The organism is Streptomyces flavofungini (assembly GCF_014650815.1).
Taxonomy (GTDB): Bacteria; Actinomycetota; Actinomycetes; order Streptomycetales; family Streptomycetaceae; genus Streptomyces; species Streptomyces flavofungini.
In genome coordinates this window covers 869,408-892,900 of the sequence record NZ_BMVR01000001.1, presented here as the reverse complement: position 1 = coordinate 892,900, position 23,493 = coordinate 869,408, and the positions used below count along the sequence as shown (strand labels likewise).

The 23,493-nt window shown below is 74.2% G+C and carries 19 protein-coding genes; 9 read left to right on the top strand and 10 right to left on the bottom strand.

Annotated features, from left to right (window positions below; all coding sequences use genetic code 11):
• Window positions 1–67: 67 nt before the first annotated feature.
• The 5 genes from IE274_RS03745 (at window position 68) to IE274_RS03725 (ending at window position 6,487) form a co-directional block, all read left to right on the top strand.
• Window positions 68–934, top strand: coding sequence for a polyprenol monophosphomannose synthase (locus IE274_RS03745; RefSeq protein WP_190114031.1), 867 nt, complete (start codon window positions 68–70; stop codon window positions 932–934).
• Complete coding sequence (locus IE274_RS03740; protein WP_190114030.1) at window positions 931–1,434, top strand: GtrA family protein; 504 nt, start codon at window positions 931–933, stop codon at window positions 1,432–1,434. Before IE274_RS03745 ends, IE274_RS03740 begins: the two co-directional genes overlap by 4 nt.
• A complete protein-coding gene (locus IE274_RS03735; RefSeq protein WP_229909137.1) occupies window positions 1,415–2,947 on the top strand; it encodes a putative glycosyltransferase family protein in 1,533 nt (510 codons plus the stop codon). Before IE274_RS03740 ends, IE274_RS03735 begins: the two co-directional genes overlap by 20 nt.
• A gap of 454 nt (window positions 2,948–3,401) precedes the next feature.
• Window positions 3,402–4,928 carry a UDP-N-acetylmuramoyl-L-alanyl-D-glutamate--2,6-diaminopimelate ligase gene (locus IE274_RS03730; RefSeq protein WP_190114029.1) on the top strand — a complete coding sequence of 509 codons (1,527 nt, stop codon included), beginning with the start codon at window positions 3,402–3,404 and terminating at the stop codon, window positions 4,926–4,928.
• A 365-nt stretch (window positions 4,929–5,293) separates the two neighbouring features.
• The gene (locus IE274_RS03725) at window positions 5,294–6,487 is read left to right on the top strand and encodes a helix-turn-helix domain-containing protein (RefSeq protein WP_190114028.1); all 1,194 of its coding nucleotides are present in this window, start codon (window positions 5,294–5,296) and stop codon (window positions 6,485–6,487) included.
• A gap of 256 nt (window positions 6,488–6,743) precedes the next feature.
• On the opposite strand, the gene IE274_RS03720 is transcribed toward IE274_RS03725, so the two are convergent.
• Entirely contained in the window at window positions 6,744–8,435 is a 1,692-nt protein-coding gene (locus tag IE274_RS03720) for a glycosyltransferase family 2 protein (RefSeq protein WP_190114027.1), read from the bottom strand.
• On the bottom strand, window positions 8,432–10,711 hold the full coding sequence (locus IE274_RS03715) for a CDP-glycerol glycerophosphotransferase family protein (protein WP_190114147.1): 2,280 nt from the start codon (window positions 10,709–10,711) through the stop codon (window positions 8,432–8,434). Before IE274_RS03715 ends, IE274_RS03720 begins: the two co-directional genes overlap by 4 nt.
• Before the next feature lie 251 nt (window positions 10,712–10,962).
• Here IE274_RS03715 and IE274_RS03710 point away from each other — a divergent pair, with 251 nt between their 5' ends.
• Window positions 10,963–11,187: a hypothetical protein gene (locus IE274_RS03710; RefSeq protein WP_190114026.1), complete on the top strand. Its 225-nt coding sequence runs from the start codon at window positions 10,963–10,965 to the stop codon at window positions 11,185–11,187.
• A 36-nt stretch (window positions 11,188–11,223) separates the two neighbouring features.
• Here the strand turns inward: IE274_RS03710 and IE274_RS03705 are convergent, their stop codons facing one another.
• Both IE274_RS03705 and IE274_RS03700 read right to left on the bottom strand, forming a co-directional pair.
• Window positions 11,224–12,048, bottom strand: coding sequence for an ABC transporter ATP-binding protein (locus IE274_RS03705; RefSeq protein WP_229909133.1), 825 nt, complete (start codon window positions 12,046–12,048; stop codon window positions 11,224–11,226).
• Window positions 12,041–12,940, bottom strand: a complete 900-nt coding sequence (locus tag IE274_RS03700) for an ABC transporter permease (protein ID WP_190114145.1) — start codon at window positions 12,938–12,940, stop codon at window positions 12,041–12,043. The genes IE274_RS03705 and IE274_RS03700 overlap by 8 nt, the downstream gene beginning before the upstream one ends.
• A 242-nt stretch (window positions 12,941–13,182) precedes the next feature.
• Between IE274_RS03700 and IE274_RS03695 the strand changes: the two genes are divergently transcribed.
• Complete coding sequence (locus IE274_RS03695; RefSeq protein ID WP_190114025.1) at window positions 13,183–13,812, top strand: TetR/AcrR family transcriptional regulator; 630 nt, start codon at window positions 13,183–13,185, stop codon at window positions 13,810–13,812.
• Window positions 13,813–13,851: 39 nt separating this feature from the next.
• On the opposite strand, the gene IE274_RS03690 is transcribed toward IE274_RS03695, so the two are convergent.
• Window positions 13,852–14,016: a hypothetical protein gene (locus IE274_RS03690; RefSeq protein ID WP_190114024.1), complete on the bottom strand. Its 165-nt coding sequence runs from the start codon at window positions 14,014–14,016 to the stop codon at window positions 13,852–13,854.
• A 204-nt stretch (window positions 14,017–14,220) separates the two neighbouring features.
• Here IE274_RS03690 and IE274_RS03685 point away from each other — a divergent pair, with 204 nt between their 5' ends.
• Window positions 14,221–15,420: a sensor histidine kinase gene (locus IE274_RS03685; RefSeq protein WP_190114023.1), complete on the top strand. Its 1,200-nt coding sequence runs from the start codon at window positions 14,221–14,223 to the stop codon at window positions 15,418–15,420.
• Window positions 15,408–16,052 (top strand): response regulator transcription factor, encoded by a 645-nt coding sequence (locus IE274_RS03680; RefSeq protein WP_190114022.1) that lies wholly within the window; start codon window positions 15,408–15,410, stop codon window positions 16,050–16,052. Before IE274_RS03685 ends, IE274_RS03680 begins: the two co-directional genes overlap by 13 nt.
• A 105-nt stretch (window positions 16,053–16,157) precedes the next feature.
• Here IE274_RS03680 and IE274_RS03675 read toward each other — a convergent pair whose 3' ends face one another.
• The 5 genes from IE274_RS03675 to IE274_RS03655 form a co-directional block, all read right to left on the bottom strand.
• Complete coding sequence (locus tag IE274_RS03675; protein ID WP_229909132.1) at window positions 16,158–18,833, bottom strand: ABC transporter permease; 2,676 nt, start codon at window positions 18,831–18,833, stop codon at window positions 16,158–16,160.
• Window positions 18,830–19,651: an ABC transporter ATP-binding protein gene (locus IE274_RS03670; protein ID WP_190114143.1), complete on the bottom strand. Its 822-nt coding sequence runs from the start codon at window positions 19,649–19,651 to the stop codon at window positions 18,830–18,832. The genes IE274_RS03675 and IE274_RS03670 overlap by 4 nt, the downstream gene beginning before the upstream one ends.
• A 114-nt stretch (window positions 19,652–19,765) precedes the next feature.
• Window positions 19,766–20,662 carry an NAD(P)-dependent oxidoreductase gene (locus IE274_RS03665; protein ID WP_190114021.1) on the bottom strand — a complete coding sequence of 299 codons (897 nt, stop codon included), beginning with the start codon at window positions 20,660–20,662 and terminating at the stop codon, window positions 19,766–19,768.
• Window positions 20,663–20,785: 123 nt separating this feature from the next.
• A complete protein-coding gene (gene galE / locus IE274_RS03660) occupies window positions 20,786–21,772 on the bottom strand; it encodes a UDP-glucose 4-epimerase GalE (protein ID WP_190114020.1) in 987 nt (328 codons plus the stop codon).
• Window positions 21,773–21,862: 90 nt separating this feature from the next.
• The gene (locus IE274_RS03655) at window positions 21,863–23,491 is read right to left on the bottom strand and encodes a glycosyltransferase family 2 protein (RefSeq protein ID WP_190114142.1); all 1,629 of its coding nucleotides are present in this window, start codon (window positions 23,489–23,491) and stop codon (window positions 21,863–21,865) included.
• Between the last annotated feature and the right edge of the window lie 2 nt (window positions 23,492–23,493).

Here is a 23,493-nt window from a genome sequence, read left to right as displayed (position 1 = left end):
CCGGCATTTGGGCTACGGTAGATGAGATTGTCTGACGGATGGATCCCGGAGGGAGCAGGGTAAGCCGATGACAGAAGCAAGTCCGTTGGACGCGGCGGAGCGCGCGGTCCGGGTGCTCGGCGCCGGACGGCTGCCCGAGGAGTGGGCCGCCACACCGCTGACCGTCGTGATGCCGACGTACAACGAGGCGGGCAACCTGCCCGGCATGGCCGACGCGCTGCTCGCCCTGCCGCTGCCGGGCCTCAGCCTGCTCGTCGTCGACGACTCCAGCCCCGACGGCACCGGCGACCTCGCCGAGAAGTGCGCGCGGCGACACGCGGAGACGGACGGCCGCCGCCGCATGCACGTGCTGCACCGCACCGCGAAGGACGGCCTGGGCCGGGCCTACGCGGCCGGGATGGCCAAGGCCGTCGAGGACGGCGCGCACTACGTCCTGCAGATGGACGCCGACGGCAGCCACCCCGTGGAGAAGGCCGCCGAACTGCTCGGCGTCGCGCTCGCCACGGACGCGGGGGTCGTGGTCGGCAGCCGGTACGTCCAGGGCGGCACGCTCTCCGACGCCTGGGGCGCCCACCGCAAGCTGCTGTCCCGCTGGGCCAACGCGTACGCGGGCACGATCCTCGGCACCCGCGTCCGGGACATCACCGGCGGCTTCAACCTGTGGCGGGCCGACGCGGTCCGCGCGGTCGACCTCGGGTCCGTCGACAGCGCGGGCTACAGCTTCCAGGTCGAGATGAAGTACCGCGCGGTGCGGTACGGCTTCGACGTGATGGAGGTGCCGATCCACTTCGAGGATCGGACGGTCGGTGAGTCGAAGATGAACCTGATGGTGCAGCTGGAGTCGGTGGTGATGCCGTGGAAGCTGCGGCTTGCCCGTGGGGCCCGTGGCGTACAGGGTGATCGGCCCGAGTCGGGTCCGGGGCCGTCCGTATGACCAGCACGCTGCACGAGGCGCCGGCCGGGACCGTCGCCGCTCCGGCACCCGCCGCGCCCCGCGTTCCCCTCGCCCGGCTGCGCCGCCTCTTCCTTGAGGTCGTCCGGTTCGGCGTCGTCGGCGGCAGCGGAGTGGCCGTCAACCTCGTCGTCTTCAACCTCCTCCTGCACGGCCTGGGCCGGGCCCCGATGACCGCCACGGTCCTGGCGAGCTGCGTCGCCATGGGCACCAACTACCTCGGCTTCCGCTTCTACGCGTACCGGGACCGCGCCTCGCGCACCAAGCGGCAGATCGCCCTGTTCTTCGTCTTCAGCGGCATCGGCGTCGTGATGGAGAGCCTGCTGTTCTACGCCGCGTACCACGGAGCGGGCCTCAGCGGGCCGCTCGGCTCGAACATCGCGAAGGCGCAGTCCATCGTGCTGGCGTCCGCGTTCCGCTTCCTGGTGTACCGGACCTGGGTGTTCAAGGACCGGGCCCACCATGACGCCCGGCGGCCCTAGCCGGGGCGAGGCCCGCTGGACGTGGGGGCTCCGGGCGGTGACGGGCGCCGTCGCCGCCCTTCTCCTCGCCGTCGTGGTCCGCCTTCCCTGGGTCGGTGACCTGGGCATGCACGCGGCGACGATCGAACGCCTCCGCCACGACCCGGTCCACCCCGGCGACCCCCTGGTCGACGCCGACGTACCCAGCCCCTACTACTCGCCGTGGACCGTCCTCCTCGGCTGCCTCGCCAAGGCGACGGGGGCGGGCACCTTCGGGGTGCTGCGCGGCGCGGCCGTCATCGGCCTCGCGCTCCTGCTCTCCGGGGTCTGGCACTTCGTCCGCACGCTGACGGAACGCCGGGCCGCCCCGCCCCTGGCCGTGCTGTGCGTGCTGTTCCTGTGGGGCCCGGTGCTGTTCGAGTGGAGCGGCTTCCTCGGGCTCAACTCCCTTGCCCTGACGGTGTCGTACCCGAGTACGTTCGCGCTCGGCCTGTCCTTCCACCTGTGGGCGTGGCTGCGGAAGGCCCTGCGGGCGGGCTCCGGGTGGCTGGTGTTCCCCGGTCTCGGGGTGCTGTGGGCCGTCGTGCTGCTCACTCACCAGTTCACGGGTGTCGTCGCCTCGCTGGGCGCGGCGGCGATGCTGCTCGGCGCACGGCCGTTTCCGTCGCGCCCGGTGCTGCTGCGGCTGGCCGCGGGTTTCGCCCTCGGCCTCGTGGTCCTCGCCGGCTGGCCGTACTACTCCTTCTTCGACCTCTTCGGCGCGGGCGGCGACCTGGAGCGGATCCACCGCGCGCTGTACCGGAACCTGCCGGGTCGCTTCGGCCTGGCCCTCGTGGGCGTGGCCGCGCTGGCCCTGCGCTTCCGGCGGGACCGGCGGGATCCACTGGTGCTGTTCTTCGCGCTGGGCGTGCTCGTGTTCGCGGCGGGCGGCCTGACCGGCCACTACTCGTGGGGGAGGGTGCTGCCCGCGGCGCTGCTGCCCGCGCAGGTCGCCGCCGCTGTGGAGGCCGCGGAGGTGGCGTGCGGGGACCGGGCCCGTGCTCGTGTCCGTGCCCGTGTCCGTGCCCGGCAGGTGTTCGCCGGGGTCCTCGCCGGGGCCCTCGCCGTCGGCGCGTGGACGCAGGCCGGGACGCTCGGCTACGTCCTGCCCCAGGGCGCGCTGCCGTCGGCGGTCGCCGGGAAGTACCGGGCGCCGTGGCCCGGTTACCGGTGGATCACTCCGTGGGTGCGGTATGGGGACGTGGTCATGGCGAAGACGTTCCCCGCCCGGCAGCTCCCGGCGTACGGGGCGTACACCGTGGCCCCCGGCTACCCCGACTTCTTCCTCCCGGACGAAGCCGCCCGCGAGGACGCCGTACGCCGGTACTTTGCGCCGGGTACGCCCCGGGCCGAGCGGGTGGAGGTGCTGCGGCGGTACCGGGTGCGGTGGGTCGTGGCGTACCCCGGGGACGGGGGGCTGCGGGCGGACGACCCCGCGCTGCGGAAGGTGGGGACGGGGCCGCGGGGGCAGGTGCTGTACCGCGTGCTGGGGTGAGCTGTGCGGCCGTCCCCTGGCACGGCCGTACACTCGGGCTCATGGGTCGCACGGGTTCTCTGAGGCAGTGCCCGCACAGGGCGGCCTCAGCACTGCGCCCAGTCGTCGTCGACCGGGTTGTCGACGCCGGGGACGTCGAGACGCATCAGATCCGGCGTATCGCACGCGCCCTCCACGGGCACGGTTAGCGCTCCGCGCACCGGTTCGCCGCACCGGCTCCCCGCACTGGCGCGCCGCTTCTTAATACCGCGCGCCGCGCCTCCTCCCGGGACCCCCGGAATCTCCGGGATCTCGGGGATCTCCGGGATCTCCCGTGGCCGAGAGCCGCTTCGCCCCTCCCCGCCGGGCGATCCCCCTTCCCGCTCCACGCCGCCACACCAGCCTGCCGGCCTCCGCCGGTACTGCCACCTGGCTCCGCCGCACGACCGGGCCGGGCCACCTCGAAGGGATCACTGTGAAGCTGAGCGAGCTGCTGGCCGGACAGGAACATCAGGTACTTGAGGGTGACCCGGGCAGGACCGAGGTCACGGCGGGTGCGACCTTCGACGTCGACCGGGTCACGCCCGGTTCCGTCTTCATCGCCGTGCCCGGACACCGGGAGGGCGGGCCCGGCTCCGTGGCGGCCGCGTTCGCGCGGGGCGCCGCCGCTGTGATCGTCGAAGGCGCGGATGCGGCGCTTCCGGAGACGTCGGGGTCCGCGGGCAGGTGCACCGTGCGGGTGCCGGACACCCGACGGGCGGCCGCGGTCGTGGCCTCGCGGTACGTCGGCGAGCCGGGCCGGTGGATGGACATGGTGGCGATCACCGGCACCAACGGCAAGACGTCGGTCTCGTACATGGTCGAAGCCCTCCTGCGGATGTCCGCGGGGGCGAAGGTCGGAGTCATCGGGACGGCCGGCAGCCGGATCGGTGACGAGCTGATCCCCATGCCGCCCTCGGTGCTCACCACTCCGGAGTCGCCCGACCTGCAGTACCTGCTGGGACACATGCGGGATCGTGCGACCGGCAGCGTGGTCCTGGAAGCCACCTCGATGGCTCTGCTGACCCACCGGGTGGACCGGACGTTCATCGACGTCGGGGTGTTCACCAATCTGACGCAGGACCACCTGGACGACCACGGGACGATGGCCGACTACCGGGACGCCAAGCTCCGGCTCTTCCAGGGCCTGTGCCGGCACGCGGTGGTCAACGCGGACGACCCCGTGGGCGCGGGGATCGGGGCGATGATGCCGGGTGCGGTGACCACGTACGCACTCGACGACGTACCGGCGGACTACCGGGCCACCGGCCTCGTCGTGAGCGCCGCCGGTACGCGGTTCACGCTCCGGCACGGTGGGCGCGCGCATCCGGCGTCGATACCGTTCCCCGGCCGGTACGCGGTGGCCAACGCCCTTGCCGCGCTGGCCTCCTGCCACGTCCTGGGACACGATCTGGACGCCCTCGTCGCCGCACTCGCCCACCTGCCGCCCGTACCCGGCCGGTTCGAACGCTTCGAGACCCCCGACGGCACCTCCGTGATCGTGGACTACGCCCATTCCCCCGACTCCCTGGACCAGGTCCTGACCACCATCCGCGGCTACACACGCGGCCGGGTGATCACCGTCTTCGGCTGCGGCGGCGACCGGGACACCACGAAGCGGGCCGACATGGGCAGGATCGCCGGGACCCACTCCGACCTGTGCGTCCTCACCTCCGACAACCCTCGCGACGAGGACCCGGAGACCATCCTCGACCAGATCGTGCCCGGCCTCGCCGTGACCGGCACCCCCTTCGACCGCCTCGCCGACCGCCGCGAGGCGATCGCCTTCGCCCTGTCGGCGGCGGGCCCTCAGGACACGGTCCTCATCGCGGGCAAGGGCAGTGAGCCGCACCAGACCGTCCGCGAGCGGCTGCTCCCGTTCAGCGACATGTCCGTGGCCCGGGAACTCGCCCTGGAACAGGCGACCACCCGGCGCCCCACGGCCCAGCCCGCCACTACCTGAGCGGGGTCGCGGGGCGCCCCAGACAGCGCGAGCACACGCACAGGGGTGGCCGTGAACTCACGGGCGGGGGAGGGCTGTTCGGGGTGATGCGGCGGGTGCCGGTGTCTTGGGTGACGGTGCCGTCGCGGCTCACGGTGTAGACGCGGAGGGTCATTCCGGGGGCGGGGGGTGTGTTGCTCGGGGTTCCGGGCGCGGGGACGGGTTCGGGCATGCGGTGCTCCAGTCTGGCCGGGGGCCCCGGGCCGGAGGCGGCACCGGGTGACGGTTTGCGCTGACGATGCTTCGCCATCGGCCGCAACCCCGCCCAGTGGACCGGCCGTTGACTAGACTCAGAGTCAACGGTCGACAACTGTCCGGAGTGCCCCGTGACCGACTTCGCCACCCGTGCCCGCGATGCCCTGGCGGACCAGGGCATCTCCATGCGCCAGGCCGCGCGTACGCTCAACTACGACGTGGCGTATCTGTCCCGCGTCCTGAAGGGGAAGCAGCGGCCCTCCGAAAACCTGAGGCGTGGCCTGGACCGGCTGACGGGAGCCGGTGGGGCGCTGCTGGCGGCGAGCATCACCGGGCCGGCGGCAGCGGGCGATGCGGGCGCGGAATCCGGCGACGACCTGGAAGCGGTCGAGCTGGCGCGGCGCGTGCGGGCCAGTGATGTCGGCGCGGAGACGCTCGACCGGCTGGAGGGGGCGTTCGACGAGCTGGCGGTCCGCTATCAGACGGCACCGCCGCCCGAGCTGTTGAGTGATGTGCGCCGACACCTGTCGTACGTGACCAAGCTGCTGGACGACCGCAAGACGCTGAGCGAACACCGGCGGCTCATCGTCCTGGGCGGCTGGCTCTCGCTGCTCGCCGCGACCTTGCACGTCGACCTCAGGCAGAGCCGGGCGGCAGCGGCGCGGCTCACCACCGCCGCCTCACTGGCTCAACACGCCGAGCACCCTGAGATCCACGCGTGGACGTACGAGACGGAGGCGTGGCGGGCGCTCACCACCGGCGACTATCCACGCGCGGTGGAACTGTCGCAGGCGGCCCAGTACGTCGCCCCGCGCGGGGGGTCCGCGGAGCTGCAGGCGACCGCCCAGGAAGGCAGGGCACGCGCCCGTCTCGGACAGCGGCGGGAGGCGTACGACGCCATCGAGCGCGTCCAGCGGCTCGCCACCACGATGGTGCTGCGCGCGCGGGCGGAGCACCACTACCAGTACGACCCCGCGAAGGCCACGTCGTACACCGCCACGACCTTGGCCTGGATGGGCGACCCGGCGGCGGAGCAGCCCGCGCGCGAGGTGATCGCACAGTTCCACCTCGGCGGCGACGCGACGTCCTGGCCGCGCCGCGCCGTTTCCGCCCACATCGACCTCGCGCTGACGCTGCTGTCCTGCGACCGGCTCGACGAGGCGTGCGATGTCGCGCGGCGGGCGATCGCGTCCGGGCGGCTGCTGCCCGCGAACCACTGGCGGGCGTTGGAGATCGTGAGGGCGGTCGAGGGGCGAGGGCTGCCCGAAGCCGCGGAACTGCGGGAAGCGTATGAAGAGTTGAGGCCTGGGGTCGGGGAGAAGTGACCTGGCCGTGCGACCGCGTAGGTCGGGGTGGCGTCCATTCGACGGCGGGGGGGTGGGGGGATTCGGCGGGGCGGCGAGGGCGACGGCGTGTCGGCTCCGGTGGCGCCTGTGTTCACCGGGTGGCGAGGGTGGTGGGTGGGCAAAGGCGGTGCGGCGGGGACGGCGGTGATCGGGTGGGCGTGCGGGGATGCGGACGGGCTCGGGCGGAGTCGTACGGGCGTCAGGGGTCGGAGCCGTGGCCTCGGCGGAGGCTCGCTCAGTGGAACACGCTTGCCACCAGGCGGGCTGCGCGCCGGACGCGGGAGCCCCTGCCGCCCACCAGGCGACGGGTAAGCGGTCGGACCACGTGGGACGTGACGCCCACCGGGGTCCAGCGGAGTTGGAGGCGGCCCGCGCCTCGGCCCTCCGGTTCGGCGGTCACCACGTGGGGGGACGTGCCGGAGCGGTACGGGATGTGTGCCCGCAGGCGGGGGAAGGACAGGGGGGCCAGGAGCAGGCCGCTGTTGCGTAGGTGGCCCTCCGTGAGTTGGATCAGCGGGTGGCGTACGCCCTCGAAGCCGTCCCGGGGGATGGGGGCCGAGGCCAGGTCCAGGGTGACCCGGCCCTCGAAGACGCCCGGGCGGATCGGGTCCAGGCGGAAGCGGGTTGTCATGCGGCGGCGGCCCGGGGCCACGACCAGGTTCGCCACCTGGGGGCCCACGGGGAGGCGAAGACCGGGGTCGTACGTCCGGATGCGGAGGGCGAGGCCCGCTCCCTCCGGCGACCGGTCGATACGCGTGATCTCATGCCGGAACTGCGCACTGGGAAAAGGACGCGCAACCAGGACAAGTTCTGTCAGGGTCAGCTCCCTTCGCGCGGATGACGTGTCCGGGACCTGGGCGCCCCAGTACAGTCGCCCGTCCCCGTCCACGCACACCTCGCGGGGCGCCACCCCATGGCCGAGCCCCCGTGCGGCCACCTGTGCTTCCGCGAGCCGCCCGTCCCGTACCAGTTGCAGAACGACACGTTCGGCCCGGGGGAGCCGCTCGTACGCCCCCTGCGCAAGGCCCGCCAGATACGGGTTCACGATGTCCGCGAAGCCGCGCAGCCACTCCTCGTCGCGGAACGGCAAGTCGCCCGCGTACATGCGGAAGTCGTGCTTGAGGAACTTGTAGTCCTTGGCCTCGCGCACCCCCGCGTGGCCGCTCTCCGTCAGGAACGTGTCGATGAGGCCCTGGACGTGGACGCGGTCGCGGACGTTGGACAGCTTGTGGCGCTGGTTGGAGATGGAGGCGGCGTCGGCGGCGCCGTAGGGCTCTATGTACCAGCGGTAGACCGGCTCGGGGATCACCGTGAACGCCTTGGCCAGGCAGTACGCCTGGGCCGAGAAGAGCTGGTCCTCGTAGTGGATGCCCTCGGGGAAGCGGAGGTTGTTCCGGTCGAGGAAGGCCTTGCGGTACATCTTGCTGGTCGACAAGTGCTCGAAGAACAGGGCCGGTTCGGCCTCGATGCCCGCCACCGTGCGGCGCTCCGCGACGAGATGCGGCATCCACGTCGACGTGCGGCCGGTGTCCACGCGGACCCGCTCCACCGCCCCCATCACGAAGTCGACCTCGGTGGCGGCATGGGCGGACAGGAGCAACTCGACCGCCCGCTCCGGGAGTTCGTCGTCGCTGTCCAGGAACATCAGGAACGGGGCGCGCGCGATGTCGATCGCCCGGTTGCGGGGCGCGCTGCAGCCGCCGCTGTTCCGGGGGAGGCGGAGGTAGGTGATGCGGTCGTCGCTCGCCGCCAGTTCCCGTGCCACCTGCGGGGTCGCGTCCGTCGAGTGGTCGTCGCTGATGACGATCTCGATGTCCGGGTGGGTCTGGCGGCGGAGGGATGCCACCGCGCGGGGGAGGCGTTCGGCGTCGTTGTAGACGATGACGGTGATGGTGACGTCGGGGGTGGCTGTGCTGTCGGGGGTCATGAGGTGGCCTCCTCCGGGGTCGGCGCCGGGGTCCGTTCGTCCAGGGGCGTGATCGGCGGCAGCTCCGTCGGGCTCTCACCGAGGAAGACGCGGCGTACGACGCGCTCCGCCGCCCGCCCGTCGTCGAACTCGCAGAAGCGCCGCCGGAAGGCCGCGCGCGCCTTCGCCGCCGTCTCGTCGCGCCAGGCGGGGGAGGTGAGCAGGCGGGTCAACTCCTCCTGGGTGCGGGCTACGTGGCCCGGTGGTTCGGCCAGGAGGTCGAAGTAGACGCCGCGTGTCTTCGCGTACGTCTCCCAGTCGTCGGCGTAGATGACGATCGGGCGGTCCAGGTTGGCGTAGTCGAACATGATGGAGGAGTAGTCCGTGATCAGGGCGTCCGCCGCGAGGGCGAGGTCCTCCACCGGGTCGTACGACGAGACGTCGATGACGCGGCCCGCGCGGCGCAGGCCCGTCAGGGGCGAGGCCGCGCCGCCGTAGAAGTAGTGGCCGCGGACCAGCAGCACCGTTTCCTCGCCGAGGCGTTCGGCGAGGGCGGCGAGGTCCAGGCGGGGGGTCCAGGTGGCCTCGTAGTCGCGGTGGGTGGGGGCGTAGAGGAGGGCGCGGCTGCCCGGGGCGATGCCGAGGCGCTCGCGGACGGCGCGGACGTCGGCGGCGGTGGCCGTGTAGTAGACGTCGTTGCGCGGGTAGCCGTGGTCCAGCTCCTCGTACCGGGACTGGTAGGCGCGCTGCCACATCTGGGTGGAGTGGCTGTTGGAGGAGACGCTGTAGTCCCACCGGTCCACGCGCGCGAGCAGCTCGTGGAAGTTCAGGCCCTTGGCGGCGGCCGGGTAGTCGAGCTGGTCGAGGCCCATGCGCTTGAGGGGGGTGCCGTGGTGGGTCTGGACGTGCACGGCGTCGGGGCGCTTGACGACGGCGTTGGGGAAGTTGGCGTTGTTCACCAGGTACTTGGCGGTCGCCAGGGTGCGCCAGTAGCGGCGGGTGCCGGGGACGACGTGGTCGGTGCCGGGCGGGAGCAGCGGTACGTTCTCGGCGCCGACGATCCACACCGGGTGGACGTGCGGGGCGAGTTCGGCGAGCTTCGCGGCGATCGCGGCGGGGTTGCAGGCGACGCCGCGGTCCCAGTACGCGGAGAACACGGCCAGGTCCGGGTCGACGGGGCGCCGCAGGTCCTGGTGGTAGCGAGCGTCCCGGACCTTCCTGCCGACGGCCTGGCGGCCCGCGCCGATGGTCGAACGCACCTTGCGGCGCTGCTGGTTGGCCGCCTGGAACGCGCGGTACTTCGCGTACACGTCCTCCTCCAGGAGGCGGCGCCGCACCCCCTCCAGGCCGCCGGGGCGGCGGTACCCGGGCGGGCGGTGGGCGACCGCCGCGCGCGAGGCCCGGCGGAAGAAGTCCCGGGCTGCCGGTTCGGGCAGCTTGGCGCGGGCGATGATCCGCAGGCTCGCGGTGACCATCGCCGCGTACAGCACAGCGGTCGGACCGGGGCCCGCCGCCCGCTCGGCGGCCAGCCGGAGCAGCCGCTCGTACGTCTCCAGGAGCGCGAAGCGGTCGTCCGGCGTGACCGGCGGCAGGCTCTCCGCGCGCAACTGCCGGTCCTCCAGGGCGACTTGGTCGTACGCCGCCACGCGGTCGGCGGCGAGCAGGGCCGCGTACGCCACGAACAGCTCGTCGTCCGTGGCGAACAGCTCGGCGTGCGCCCGCCAGAAGTCGGCCCGCACGATCCTCGTCCCGAGGAGCGGCGTGACCTTCAGCAGGTCCGGGCAGTCCCCGACCGGTACGTCACGGCGGCCCGGCTTGGCCAGGAACCTGCCGTCCGGGCTCGGCGTGCGCGCGTACCGCCAGGTGGAGCGGACATGGTCGGTGAGGAGGACGTCGACCGTCTCCGGGAGGGCCGCCGCGCGTTCGGCGGCGCCGCGGGCCGCCAGCGCCGTCACGCCGTCCTTGCTGTGCGCGAACTGCAGCCAGCGGCCCGTCGCCCGCGCCGCGCCGGCCGCGCGGGCCGTGCTGTCCGGGGTGCCGTCGGGGAGCGGGACGACGGTGACGGAGGGGTGGCGGGCGGCGGCGTCCTGGGCGGTGGGGCCCACGGCGGCGACGATCACCTCGACGACGGGGGCGGGGGTGGTTGGCGCTTCGCCGGGGGCGGGGCCCGCCGTGCCGACCGGGCCGGTCCCGGCGAGGCCGGTCCCCGCGGGTCCAGCACCCGTCAGCTCCGCCAGGGCCTCGGGCAGATGCCCCTGTACGTTGCGGCCGTACACGACGACGCTCAGTTCCGGCACCACGCTGCCCGCCTCTCCCGTGCTCATGCGGCCCGCCCGTCCGCCAGGTCGCGGAACTCCGCCGGCCCTGCGGGCCTGCGGGTCTTCTTTCGTTTGTGTCGCTAAACGCTCCCATAGTGTAAGGATCTGCGTATTGATGCGACAAAAGGGGCATGGTTGGTCTGCTCACCTGCCGGCGCTTGTGCTTCCTGGCGGGCACGGTTCGCGTGGCGGGTGGTGCGTGGTCGGCCGGGACCCACGAAGCTGGGGGCATGACCGAACATCCGCCCGTAATAGTCCACCCGCCGTCGCCCAGCGGCGGCCGCCGGGTGACGATCCGCGAGCAGATCGTGGGCCTTGCGCTGGGGCCCGGGGATCTCAGGGAGTTCCTGCGCCGGTCGGGCCTCGATCCGGACGCCGTCGACCTGGACGATCCGGCGTTGATCGAGTGGCGTGGGGGTGGGGCGGAGGAGTGGGGTTCGGGGGCGGGGGATTGATGGCGCGGGTGGGGGGGGCGGGGGTTTCAGGGGGCGTCAGGCCCGGCCGCCCGTGAACCGCTCGTACTCCCTCATGACCTCCGCCGTCGGGCCGTCCAGGCGCAGTTCGCCGTGCTCCAGCCACAGGACGCGGTCGCAGGTGTCGCGGATGGACTTGTTGTTGTGGCTGACCAGGAAGACCGTGCCCGCGCGCTCGCGCAGTTCCCGGATGCGGGACTCGGAGCGCTTCTGAAAGGAGCGGTCGCCGGTGGCCAGGGCCTCGTCGATGAGGAGGACGTCGTGGTCCTTGGCCGAGCCGATGGCGAAGCGGAGGCGGGCCGCCATGCCGGAGGAGTACGTGCGCATCGGCAGGGAGATGAAGTCGCCCTTGTCGTCGATCCCGGAGAAGTCGACGATCTGCCGGTAGCGCTCACGGATCTGGGCGCGGGACATGCCCATCGCCAGGCCGCCCAGGTGGACGTTGCGCTCGCCGGTGAGGTCGTTCATCAGGGCCGCGTTGACGCCGAGGAGGGAGGGCTGGCCATCGGTGTAGATGCGGCCGCGCTCGACCGGGAGGAGTCCGGCGACCGCCTTGAGCAGGGTGGACTTGCCCGAGCCGTTCGTGCCGATCAGGCCGATCGCCTCGCCTCTGCGGGCGGTGAAGGAGACGTTGCGGACGGCGTGCACCGTGCGTACGCCGCGCTCCTGCCCGTCCCGGTGGCGGCGCAGGATGCGGCCCAGGGCGGCGGTCGCCGCGCCCCGGCCGGTGGCGGTGCCCGCGCCGTGGACGCGGTAGACGATGTCCACGGCGTCGGCGATCACGGTGGGGGCGGGGGCGGTCTTCGCCTCGGGCGGCTCGGTCCTCGTCAGGGTGTCAGCCACGTCCGTACGTCTCCTCTGCCTTCCAGAAGTAGATGAACCCGCCGACCCCGGCGAGCAGCGCCCACCCCGTCGCCCACGCCCACACGTGGTCCGGGAGGCGGTTCGCGTGGAAGCTGTCGATGAGGGCGAAGCGCATCAGGTCGATGTAGACGGCGGCCGGGTTGGCCTCCAGGAGCACGGTCAGCGCGTGCGGCAGGTGGCGGTCCTTCAGAACCGTGTCGATGCTCCACATCACCCCGGACGCGTACATCCACGTCCGCAGCACGAACGGCATCAGCTGCGCGATGTCCGGGGTCTGCGCGCCGAGCCGCGCCATGACGAGCGCCAGCCCGGCGTTGAACGTGAATTGGAGCGTGAGCGCGGGGACCGCGAGCAGCCAGGACGCGGTGGGTGGCACGCCGAAGGCGAGCAGGATCGCCACCAGCGCGCACAGGGAGAACAGCAGTTGCTGGAGCTGTTGCAGGCAGTACGACAGGGGGAGCGCGGCGCGCGGGAAGTGCAGGGCGCGCACCAGGCCGAGGCTGCCGGAGATCGCCCGCGTGCCCGCCATCACCGACTGCTGCGTGAACGTGAACACGAACACGCCGGTGACCAGGAACGGGACGTAGTCCGGCACCCCGCGCTTGGTGTTCATCAGCACGCCGAAGATGACGTAGTACACGGCCGCGTTCAGGAGCGGCGTCATGATCTGCCAGAGCTGACCCAGCTTCGCCTGGCTGTACTGCGCGGTCAGCTTGGCCGTGGCGAACGCGGTGATGAAGTGCCGCCGGTGCCAGAGCCGACGTACGTAGGCGGGCAGGGTCGGGCGGGCGCCGCTGACGGTCAGGCCGTGGCGGGCGGCGAGGTCGGCGGCCGATTCGGCGGCCGGGCGGGAGTCGGCGGGCGTGGACAGGCCGCGAGGGCCGGGCGGGCCGGGCGGGCCCGAAGGTGTCGCGGGGAGTTCGTCGAGGAGGACCTGGCGCACGGCCGCTGCTTTCGCTCGGGGACGTGGGGGCCGACGGGGCACGGCCCGCCCTTACGTCGGGACGGGACCGTATCGTCGTGACGTCGACAGTAGAACCTTCCGACGTCGGAACGCAACCGTTTCGTCGTCACGTCCTATGCTGTCCGCATGACGGCGAACGGGGAGCAGGCATGACGGTGAACGAGAAGAAGCCGGGCGAGCCCGGCCGCCGGGCGCCCGCCGGGGCCGCCGTGCTCCGCGAGGACGTGACCGAGGCCATCCGCACCGCCGTCTTCGCGGAACTCGCCGCCGTCGGCTACGCGCGCATGTCGATCGAGGGCATCGCCCGCCGCGCGGGCGTCGGCAAGACGGCCGTGTACCGGCGCTGGCGCTCCAAGCTGCACCTCGTCCTCGACCTGGTGTCGGCCCTCGCCGTCCAGGGCCTGCCCACGCCCGACACCGGCTCTCTCGAGGGCGACCTGCGGCTGCTGTACGAGGTGACGTCCCGCGCGCTGCGCCACCCCGTCGCCTCCCAGGTCATCCCCGACCTGCAGGCGGAGGCGGCCCGCAATCCCGAGATCGAGGCGGCCCTGCAGAAGGCGCTCCGCGAGGGCCAGCACGGCGTCGCGAGCGGCATCGTCGCCCAGGCGGTGGCGCGCGGCGAGCTGCGCGCGGGCCTGGCCGAGGGGGACCAGGAGCTGGCCCTCGACCTGATGTCGGGGCCGCTCTACTGGCGGGCGGTCGTGGTGCGGGGGGAGCTGCCCAAGGGGTACTTGGGGAGCTTGGTGGGGGCCACCGCGGCGGCGCTCAGGGCGCTGTAGGGCCGGGCCCCGCTCCGGCCCGCCCCGCCCGGCCCCCGCTCAGGCCCGCCGCTCCCGCGTCAGCACCAGCGCCGTGATCGAGCCGATGACGGCGACACCCGTGACGACGCTGACCACGATCTCCAACGCGCCGTCGAACAGGATGCTGTCGAAGGCGTTGATGATGATGCCGAGGGCGAGCACGAGCCAGAGGGCGGCCTTCATGGATTGACCTTTCGGGAGGGCGGAAGAGCGGGAGGGGGCTGAGGGCTGGGGGTCCGTCGGGGTTTCGTACGTGATCAACCCTGCCCGTCCCGCCGCCCGATGGCGAGGGAGGGTCCCCCCGGAGCAGAGGTGCAGCCCGCTACACCCTCCCCCCGGGAGCGGGCTCGCCCGTGCCCACGGACGCGCTCACATAGCCTGAGGTCCATGCGAGACACGATCGACCGGGCGGACCGCGCCTCCATGCTGCTGCTCATGGCCTCCGGCCTGTCGATCGTCTCGTACGTCTTCGTCGGCATCCTCCTCTTCGCCCTCGCCGCGTCGCTCATCGTGGTCGGCCTGGGGATGCTGCCCGAGACGGTCCTGCTGCTGCGCAAGCTGGCCGGGATCAAGCGGCGGCAGGTCGGCGAGTGGTCGGGGCGGCGCATCCCCGAGGCGTACACGCCGCTGACCGGGACCCTCGTCGAGCGGGTGCGGAAGGCGGTCAAGGACCCCGGCACGTACCGGGACCTGCGGTGGCTCGTCCTGCACTTCTTCTACGGCCTGTTGCTGCTGTACGTGGCTCTGCCGCTGTGGGTGATCGGCGCGCTGGTCGACGGCGTGTGGTGCGGGCTGCTGCGCCGCCGGGCCGTCGTCCTGCCGCTGATCGTGCGCCTCGCCGCCCTTGACGCGCGCTGGTCGCGGGCGCTCCTCAAGCCGTCTCCCGACGCCGAGCGCAACGCCGAACTGGCCGAGCGGGTCGAGGAGTTGACGGTCACCCGGGCGGGCGCGGTCGCGGCGCACGGCGCCGAACTGCGGCGCATCGAACGGGACCTGCACGACGGCACCCAGGCACGCCTCGTCTCCCTCTCGATGCGCGTCGGCCTGGCCAGGCGGGCGTACGACAAGCAGGTCGCCGCCGCCCCCGGCGCCGAGGCCCCCGACCCCGACGTCGTCCGCAGGCTCCTCGACGACGCGCAGGACCAGGCCGAGGAGGCCCTGACCGAGCTGCGGCACGTCGTGCGCGGCATCCACCCGCCCATCCTCACCGACCGCGGACTCGTCGGCGCCGTCCGGGCCCTCGCCGCCAGCAGCGGCCTCGAAGTGGCCGTCCGCGACGACGGCGTGGAGGGCGGGCCGCGCGCGCCCGCGGCCGTGGAGGCGGCCGCGTACTTCGTCATGGCGGAGGCCCTGACGAACGCGGCCAAGCACAGCGGGGCGCGCCGCGCCGAGGTCGAACTGGCCCGTGCCGCCACCGGGTTGCGGATTCTCGTACGCGACGAGGGGCGCGGCGGAGCCGACGAATCGGGTGGCACCGGGCTGCTCGGCATGCGGCGCCGGGTCGCCGCCCTGGACGGGACCATGGAGGTGGTCAGCCCCGCCGGGGGGCCGACCCTGATCGGAGTGGAGCTGCCGTGCGTGTGGTGATCGCGGAGGACAACGCCCTGCTGCGGGAGGGGATGGTGCTGCTCCTCACGTCCGTGGGCCATGAGGTGGCGGCCGTCGCGGCCACCGGGCCCGAGGTGCTGCCCGCGCTCCTCGAACACCGCCCGGACGTCGCCGTCCTCGACGTGCGGATGCCGCCCGGCTTCCGCGACGAGGGCCTGCGCGCGGCCCTCGCGGCCCGCAAGCAGCTGCCGGAGCTGCCGGTGCTCGTCCTCTCCCAGTACGTCGAGGAGACGTACGCGGCCGAGCTCCTCGGCGCCGGGGCGAGCGGCGTCGGCTATCTCCTCAAGGACCGCGTCGGCCGCGTCGACGAGTTCCTCGACGCGCTGGAGCGGGTCGCCGCGGGCGGCACCGCCCTCGACCCCGAGGTCGTCACGGAACTCCTGACCCGGCGCGGAAACGACCCGCTGGACTCGCTCACGCCCCGCGAACGCGAGGCGCTGCACCTCATGGCCGAGGGGCGCGACAACGCGACCATCGGCGCCACGATGTCCATCTCGGACCGGGCGGTCAGCAAGCACATCGGGAACGTGTTCCTGAAGCTGGGGCTGCCGCCGAGCGACAGCGGGCATCGGCGGGTGCTGGCCGTGCTGGCGTACTTGAACAAGGGCTAGGGCCCGTCCGACGGGACGCCGCGCCGATCCGTCGGACAGGCCCCGGGCCGAGGCGGGGGAAGGGGTGGGCCCTCGGCGGGCCCACCCCGGTGAGGCACGCGTGCCTCACCCCGTCGGATACCGCCCCCGCAGTACCCGCCACACCGGCGGCAGCGTCCCCGCGAGCGCCGTCACCCCGACCACCCCCACGATCAACGCCAGGTGGACCGGCGGGAGGTAGGGCAGGGAGCCGGCGACGGAGAGGCTGAAGGCGAGGAGGGGGATCAGGGCCACCGCGAGGCCCACGGCGACGCCGGTCAGGGCGACCGCGGCGGCCTCCGTGCGGAGCATGCGGCGGAGCTGGGCGCGGGCGGCGCCCGCCCGGCGCAGGAGGGTGAGTTCGGGGCGGCGGCCGATCGAGATCAGGGTGAGGGTGCTCAGGACGGCGATGACCGTGAAGGCGCCGATCGCACCGACCGCCGTCGCGTTGACGACCTCGCCCAGGGCCCGGTCCTCCGGCTCGACGCGGGCCGCGTCCCGCACCGCCCCGGCGCCTTGGTCCACCCGGGCCCCGGGCACGGCCGCGCCGACCGCGTGTACCGTACCCGCCCCGCCGTCCGTCGCCACGAGCACCCGGGCCGCCCCGGCACCGGACGTGTGCCGCAGCACCTCGTCCCGCGAGAGCAGGAAGTCCCCCGCGCCCAGGCCCCGTTCGTACACCGCGACCACCCGCGGGCGCCCCGCCGTGCCGTCGCCGAAGCGCAGCGCCACCGTCGAGCCGGGCCGCGCGCCGAGGGAGCGGGCGCGGTCGGCGGAGAGGGCGACGGTGCCGGGGCGCAGGCCGGAGAGGGTGCCCTCGCGGACGTCGGGGTCGAGGGTGCGGGTCAGCCGCTGCGGGGTGACGCCGAGGACGGGGACGCGTTCGAGCACGGGTGAGCCGGCCTCCTTGCGGGCGAGGACCACCGTGCTGCGCACCACCTCGGTCGCCGCGGACACGCCGGGCACGGACCGGATGCGGTCGAGGGCGCCACGCGGCAGGCCGCCGTCCGCCCGCACCACCAGATCCGCCCGGGCCATGTCCCGCGCCTGCGCCTTCGCCTCGTGCGTGATCGTGGCGCCCGCCGCGAGCTGGACCACGGAGAACGCGGTGACCAGCACGATCGGGGTGATCGCCGCGCCCAGCCGGGCGGCCGCCGCCGTGCAGTTGGCGGCGGCCAGCCCCCCGCCGGGGCCGCCGAAGCGGCGCATCGGGGCGCCGAGGACCCGCATCGCGCCCGTCGCGATCCACGGGCCGAGCACCGCGCACGCGATGACCATCGAGACGGCGGCCGTGCTCGACGCCGCCGCGGCCGCCTGGCCGTGCTGCGTCGCCGCCGCGCCCGCCGCGGTCACGCCGACGCCGAGCAGGACGAGTCCGGTGACGCGGCGGGCGGTTCCGGGCGGTGACTCGCGCAGCGCCTCCGCCGGACGTACCTTCGCCGCGCGGCCGACGGCGAACAGGGCGGACAGGCGGGCGACGAGGACCGTCACCGCGGCGGTCACCAGCGGCGCCGCCAACAGCCAGGGCGGCAGCGGGAGCTGGAGGCCGCCCGCCAGGGCTCCGCGTGCGTCCAGGAGTGCGCGCAGGCCCAGGTAGGCGGGTACGGCGAGGACGGCGCCCACCGCCGACGCGGCCACCGCGACCCGGCCCACCTCGCGGCCCACCGCGCCCCGCAGCTGCCGGGGCGTCGCGCCCACGGCCCGCAACAGGCCCAGCTCGTGGCTTCGTTGGCGCAGCGCCTGCACGACCGTCGACGACACCACCAGGGCGGCGATCATGACCACGGTCCCGGCGACCGCGCCGAGGATCTCCATCATGGTCGTACGGGCGGGCGCCGCCGCCAGCTGCTCCGCGGCGCCCCTGCCGTCCCCGGCCAGCACCCGCAGCCCGGCGCCGTCCCCGTCGGCCCGGTCACCGGCGGCCCGCAGCTTCGCCTCGTCCACCGCGTCCCGCACCCGCCCGTACAGCTCGCCCGCGCTCACGCCGGGCCCGGCCACGACGCCGATGGTGTCGACCGTGCCCGCGTGTCCGGCCAGGTCGCGGGCCCGCCCGGCGGTGAAGTACACGGCCGCGCCGGGCCCGTCGGCCACGCCCACCACGCGGTACGCGGTGTCCGCACCGCCGACGCGGAGCGTCACCCGGTCGCCGGTGCGGGCCCGGCCCGCGCCCACGACGACCTCGCCCGGACGCCCCGGCGCCCGGCCGTCCCGCAGCGCGTACGGCGCGAGCCGGGCCGCGTCCCAGGGCCGTCCGGTGACCGACTCGCCCTTGAGCCCCACCGGGAACACCCGGTCGGCGACGGCCGCCTCGACGCCCGGGACCCTCTCGACCACGCCGAGCGCGGCCTCCGGCACCCGCACCCGCTCGGTCAGGCCCGTGGTCTGCGTCTCCGGTTCGGAGCCCCAGGGCTTGGCCGTGTAGCGGGTGTTCTGATCGCCGGCGACCACGAGGTCGGCCGCGGCGTACCGCTCCACGGGGGCGTGGCCGAGGGCCGCCGACGTCACCGCGAGGGCGAAGGTGCCGAGGAGGGCGGAGGTCAGGACGAGAGCGGCGAAGACGGCGGCCCAGGCCTTGCGGTGGGTGCGGGCGGCGCGGGTGGCCAGGAGGGTGGTGACTTTGGGGGCGGGCTGGGACCTGTGGGTGGGTGGGGCGCAGGGTGTGGGCGTGGGCTCGGGCCAGGGTGTGGGTTCGGGTGTGGGCGTGGGCTCGGGCCAGGACGTGGGCTCGGGCCAGGGCGTGGGCTCCGGTGCGGGCTTCGTCACGCCGCCACCGCCCCGCGCCCCAGTCGTCGCATCACCGCGTGCACCCGTTCCGCGTCCGGTCGGTGCAGCGCCGCCACGACGCGGCCCTGGGCGAGGAACACCGCCTCGTCGCACCACGCCGCCGCGGCCGGGTCGTGGGTCACCATGACGACCGTGTGGCCGTCCTGGTCGACGGCCTGGCGGAGGAGGGCGAGGACGTCGTGGGCGGTCGCCGGGTCCAGGGCGCCGGTGGGCTCGTCGGCGAAGACCACGGCCGGGTCGGTGACCAGGGCGCGGGCGATCGCGACGCGCTGCTGCTGGCCGCCGGAGAGTTCGGTGGGGCGGTCGTCGGCGCGGTCGCCGAGCCCGACGGAGGCGAGGGCCACCGCCGCGCGCCGCGCCGTCGCCCCGTCGGTGCCGTCGGCGCCGCCAAGCATCAGGGGCAGCGCCACGTTCTCCGCGACGCTCAGCGACGGCACGAGGTTGTGCGCCTGGAAGACGAAGCCGATCCGCTCCCGGCGCAGCCGCGTCAGCGCGGCCTCCTTCAGCGAGCCGATCTCGACGCCCTCCACGCGGACGCTCCCGGACGTCGGCCGGTCGAGCCCGGCCGCGCACTGGAGCAGCGTCGACTTGCCGGACCCCGAGGGCCCCATGACGGCGACGAACCGGCCACGCGGCACGGCCAGATCGGTCGGGTGCAGCGCGACGACGGCCCCGCCGCGGTACGTACGACCGACCCCGTCGAGGGCGAGCGCGCCACCGCCGGGCGCGAGGGCGGAGCCGCCGCTCCCCGCCCGTCCCGTCGTCGCCAACCGCGCCGGACCGCGCCGCCTGAACATCCCGTACGCCCTCTCGGTGACTGTCACGGCACCCGCCGCCTACCACTGAGAACGCTAGGAATCCGGGCCCCTCGGCCACGAGAGGGCACGCCCCCGAGGTGGGGGTGCAGCCTGCTACACCACCGCGTCCCGTGCGGGCGCGCGCAACACCTCCACCAGGGCCGCGATGCTCTGGTCCGCGCGGCCCTCCGCCACCGCCCGCTCCAGGAGCGCGTGCATCGGCTCGTGCCAGCGCGTGTCGAGCCCGGCCTCGGCGGCGACCTGGGTCTCGGCGGGCATGCCCGCGTGGAAGATGCCGACGGCCGACTGGGGTTCGCCGAAGTCGCCCCGGTCGATCTCGGCGGCGTAGTGCGGCAGCATCGAGCTGATCATGGCCAGCCACTTCTGCGTGTACGGCACCATCGTGCCGGCCTCCAGGCCGCGCGCCGTGACGAGCGCCGCGCCCTGGAAGAAGCCGAGCAGCGCGGGCAGCAGGGTGCCGCCGACGGCCGACTCGTACAGCGCCGCGAGGTCCGGTTCGGTGCCCAGGTGCACGGTGTCGCCGCCGATGACCCGCAGCGTGGCCTCGTACTCGTCGAAGAGGGCGCGGTCGCCGCTGTAGTAGTGCAGGGTGTCGGCCGCGCCCACGGTCGCGGGGACGTTCTTGATGGCGCCGTCCAGGAAGCGGGCGCCGTGCCGGGTGGCCCAGTCGGCCATGGCGCGGGCGCCGGACGGGATGCCGGAGTTGACGGTGACGAGGGTGCGTCCGGCGAGCGCGGCGGCGGCCGGTTCGAGGGCGGCCAGGGTCGCTTCGTACGTCGTCAGGCAGGCGATGGTCAGAGGGCTCGCGGCGATCGCGTCGCGGACGTCGAGGAAGTGCACGGCACCCTGCGCCACCAGCGGGGCGGCCTTCTCCGGGCTGCGGTTCCACACGGTGGTGGGGTGCCCGGCCGCGACGTACGCCGACGCCAGGGCCGCGCCCATCGCGCCGAGTCCCACGATGGTCACGGGCGTGCGGGCGTGCTCGGGCATGAGTGCTCCAATTCCTGGGATTCCGGGGAGGGTTGAGGGGGGGCACCGGGTGGCGCGGCCCCCTCGTTCCCAGGCTGGAGCTTGCTGCGGGTTTCCTCAAGTACTCACTATTTAGTGGGGTACTTACCGTTCGGTGCGTGCCTCCGGGTGTCGGCGCACCCACCCCGCCCAGGCCGACTCCACCATCTCGCGCACGTCCCGCTTGGCCGACCAGCCGAGCTCGGCGGTGACGCGGTCGGCGGCGGCGACCACCCGCGCCGGGTCGCCCGCGCGCCGCCCGGTGACCGTCGCCGGGATGTCGTACCCGGTGACGTCCGCGATCAGGTCGACCATCTCGCGCACCGAAACCCCCTCGCCGCGGCCGACGTTGAGGGTCAGGTCGGTGGCCTCGGGCGCGCCCGCGAGGCGGCGGGCGGCGGCCACATGGGCCTCGGCGAGGTCCGTGACGTGGATGTAGTCCCGTACGCAGGTGCCGTCCGGGGTCGGATAGTCGGCGCCGAAGATCCGGGGGGCGGCGCCCGCGGTGAGCTTCTCGAAGACCATCGGGACGAGGTTGAACACGCCGGTGTCGGCGAGGTCGGGGCTCGCCGCGCCCGCCACGTTGAAGTACCGCAGGCAGGCCGTGCGCAGGCCCGTGGCGCGGCCCACCGCGCGGGTCAGCCACTCGCCCGCGAGCTTCGTCTCGCCGTACGGACTCATCGGCACGCAGGGCGTGTCCTCGGTGACCAGGTCCACATCCGGCATGCCGTACACGGCTGCCGACGACGAGAGGACGAAGGACGGCACCTGCGCGTCCGCGACCGCCTCCAGGAGGACCCTGAGGCCTTCCACGTTCTCCCGGTAGTAGCGCAGCGGCTGTTCGACCGACTCGCCGACCTGCTTCTTCGCCGCCAGGTGGACGACACCTGTGACCGCGTGGTCCCGCAGGGCGCGCGCGACCAGGTCCGCGTCCAGGGTCGAGCCGACGACGAGGGGCACACCCTCCGGCACGCGCTCGGCGAGGCCCGACGACAGGTCGTCGTAGACCACCGTGCGCTCGCCCGCCTCCGCCATGGCGCGCACGACGTGTCCCCCGATGTATCCCGCGCCGCCGGTGATCAGCCAGGTCATGGTCAACTCGTCCTGTCGTGTCGTGTTCGTCGTGGATGTACCCCGGACATCCCGGACGTGCAGTGTCGCAGAGCGCGGGTACGGGGCGCGTCAGGGGCCGTCGGCCCGCCCGCCCGGCAGCCTCCGCACGAGCCGCGCGAGCCGTCGCCGCGCCACCGCCGCCACCCCGCGCAGCCCCGGCGCGAGCCGCACCGACAGGTTCCCGGCCTGCGTCGCGTACGGCTGGACGAGCAGCACGCCGTGCCGTCCGCCCGGCACCACCGTGCGGCGCAGCAGGCCGGGCCCGGCCACCGCGCGCGCCGTGCTCTCGCGCGCGGTGCCGTCCGCGAACAGGAGCCGGACGCGCAGGTCCCACACGTCCCCGTCGAGCGCCGCGAGGTCGACCCGGACCTCGGCCGCCCACGTCCGCCCCGGCTCCTCGACCGTGAACGCCGCCGACCGCCGCACCCCGGGCCGCCCGCCGCCCCGGTGAGTCAGCTCCACGTCGACCACACCCGGGCCCGCCTCCGCGACCCGCCCGTACAGCTCGTGCAGGCGAAGCCGCAGCACGCTCGCGCCCCCGCGCGGGCGCAGTTCGGCGTCCACCGCGAGCGGCAGCAGCCGCAGCGGCCGCGCGAGCAGGTGCTCCAGGGTGACCTGGGGCAGGTCCGCCGACCAGACGGGGGTGTCGTCGGCGGCGCGCGCGTACGGCGGGGCGAGCCGGGCCGGGCGCGCCGCGACCTGCTTGAGGCGGTCCAGGTCGCGTGGCTCGGCGGCGGCGAGGACCACCCGGGCGATGACGCGGCCGGGGGCGGGGGCGGCGGCCAGGTCGGCCTCGTCGAACTCGGCGAGGTAGGCGCGGGTGACGGCCCACCACGCGCGCTGGTACTCCGCGCCGCGCTGGGGCAGCTCCCGCGTGTACATGCGCAGGCCGTGGTCGAGGAACTGGGCGCGGGCCGCCCGCGCGAGGACCTTGTCGCCGTCGGCGGCGCCGCGCAGGATGTCCACGGCCTGGCGGTGCGCGGTGATCCGGGCCCGCCAGTTCTCGATGCCCGCGCGGTCCAGGGAGATCGACAGCTTGGCCGCGGTGCGCCGCACGTGCCACACGTACACGGTGTCCGGGACCAGGGCGATGCGCGGCGCGGCGGCCAGGACCCGGGCGCCGAAGACGAAGTCCTCGTAGATGAAGCGGCCTTCGGGGAAGCGGATGCCGTGCTCGCGCAGGAAGTCCGTGCGGTAGAGCTTGTTGACGCACAGCGTGTCGTGCACGAGGCGCGGGCGCAGCTCCGGGCGTGCCACCAGCGCGGCCTTGCGGTACAGCTCGGGCTGCCAGGGCGTCTCGCGCCCCGACGGCAGCTCGCGCCGCACGCACAGGCCCGACGCGACCTCCGCGCGGTGCCGCAGCGCCGCGTCCAGGAGCGCCCGCGCGCCGCCCGGCGCGAGCACGTCGTCGCTGTCCAGGAACATCAGGTACGGCAGCGTCGCCGCGGCCGCGCCGTCGTTGCGCGGGGCGCCGCAGCCGCCGCTGTTCACGGTGCGCCGGACGACCCGCACCCGCCCGTCGGCGGCGGCCAGTTCCGCGAGGACGGCCGGGGTGTCGTCCGTCGAGCAGTCGTCGACCGCGATCACCTCGCCCACCACGGGGCCCTGCGCGAGCGCGGAGCGCACCGCGTCGGCGATGTGCGGGGCGTCGTCGTAGCCGATCACGACGACGGTGATCTGGGGCTCTTGAGGTGAGATGG

What these genes read in the sequence shown, in the direction of transcription:
- IE274_RS03685 (WP_190114023.1), top strand. Translation starts at nt 14,221, where the DNA reads ATGCGAGACACGATCGACCGGGCGGACCGCGCCTCCATGCTGCTGCTC.
- IE274_RS03735 (WP_229909137.1), top strand. Translation starts at nt 1,415, where the DNA reads ATGACGCCCGGCGGCCCTAGCCGGGGCGAGGCCCGCTGGACGTGGGGG.
- IE274_RS03740 (WP_190114030.1), top strand. Translation starts at nt 931, where the DNA reads ATGACCAGCACGCTGCACGAGGCGCCGGCCGGGACCGTCGCCGCTCCG.
- IE274_RS03720 (WP_190114027.1), bottom strand. Translation starts at nt 8,435, where the DNA reads ATGACCCCCGACAGCACAGCCACCCCCGACGTCACCATCACCGTCATC.
- IE274_RS03745 (WP_190114031.1), top strand. Translation starts at nt 68, where the DNA reads ATGACAGAAGCAAGTCCGTTGGACGCGGCGGAGCGCGCGGTCCGGGTG.
- IE274_RS03690 (WP_190114024.1), bottom strand. Translation starts at nt 14,016, where the DNA reads ATGAAGGCCGCCCTCTGGCTCGTGCTCGCCCTCGGCATCATCATCAAC.
- IE274_RS03665 (WP_190114021.1), bottom strand. Translation starts at nt 20,662, where the DNA reads ATGCCCGAGCACGCCCGCACGCCCGTGACCATCGTGGGACTCGGCGCG.
- IE274_RS03710 (WP_190114026.1), top strand. Translation starts at nt 10,963, where the DNA reads ATGACCGAACATCCGCCCGTAATAGTCCACCCGCCGTCGCCCAGCGGC.
- IE274_RS03670 (WP_190114143.1), bottom strand. Translation starts at nt 19,651, where the DNA reads ATGTTCAGGCGGCGCGGTCCGGCGCGGTTGGCGACGACGGGACGGGCG.
- galE (WP_190114020.1), bottom strand. Translation starts at nt 21,772, where the DNA reads ATGACCTGGCTGATCACCGGCGGCGCGGGATACATCGGGGGACACGTC.
- IE274_RS03695 (WP_190114025.1), top strand. Translation starts at nt 13,183, where the DNA reads ATGACGGTGAACGAGAAGAAGCCGGGCGAGCCCGGCCGCCGGGCGCCC.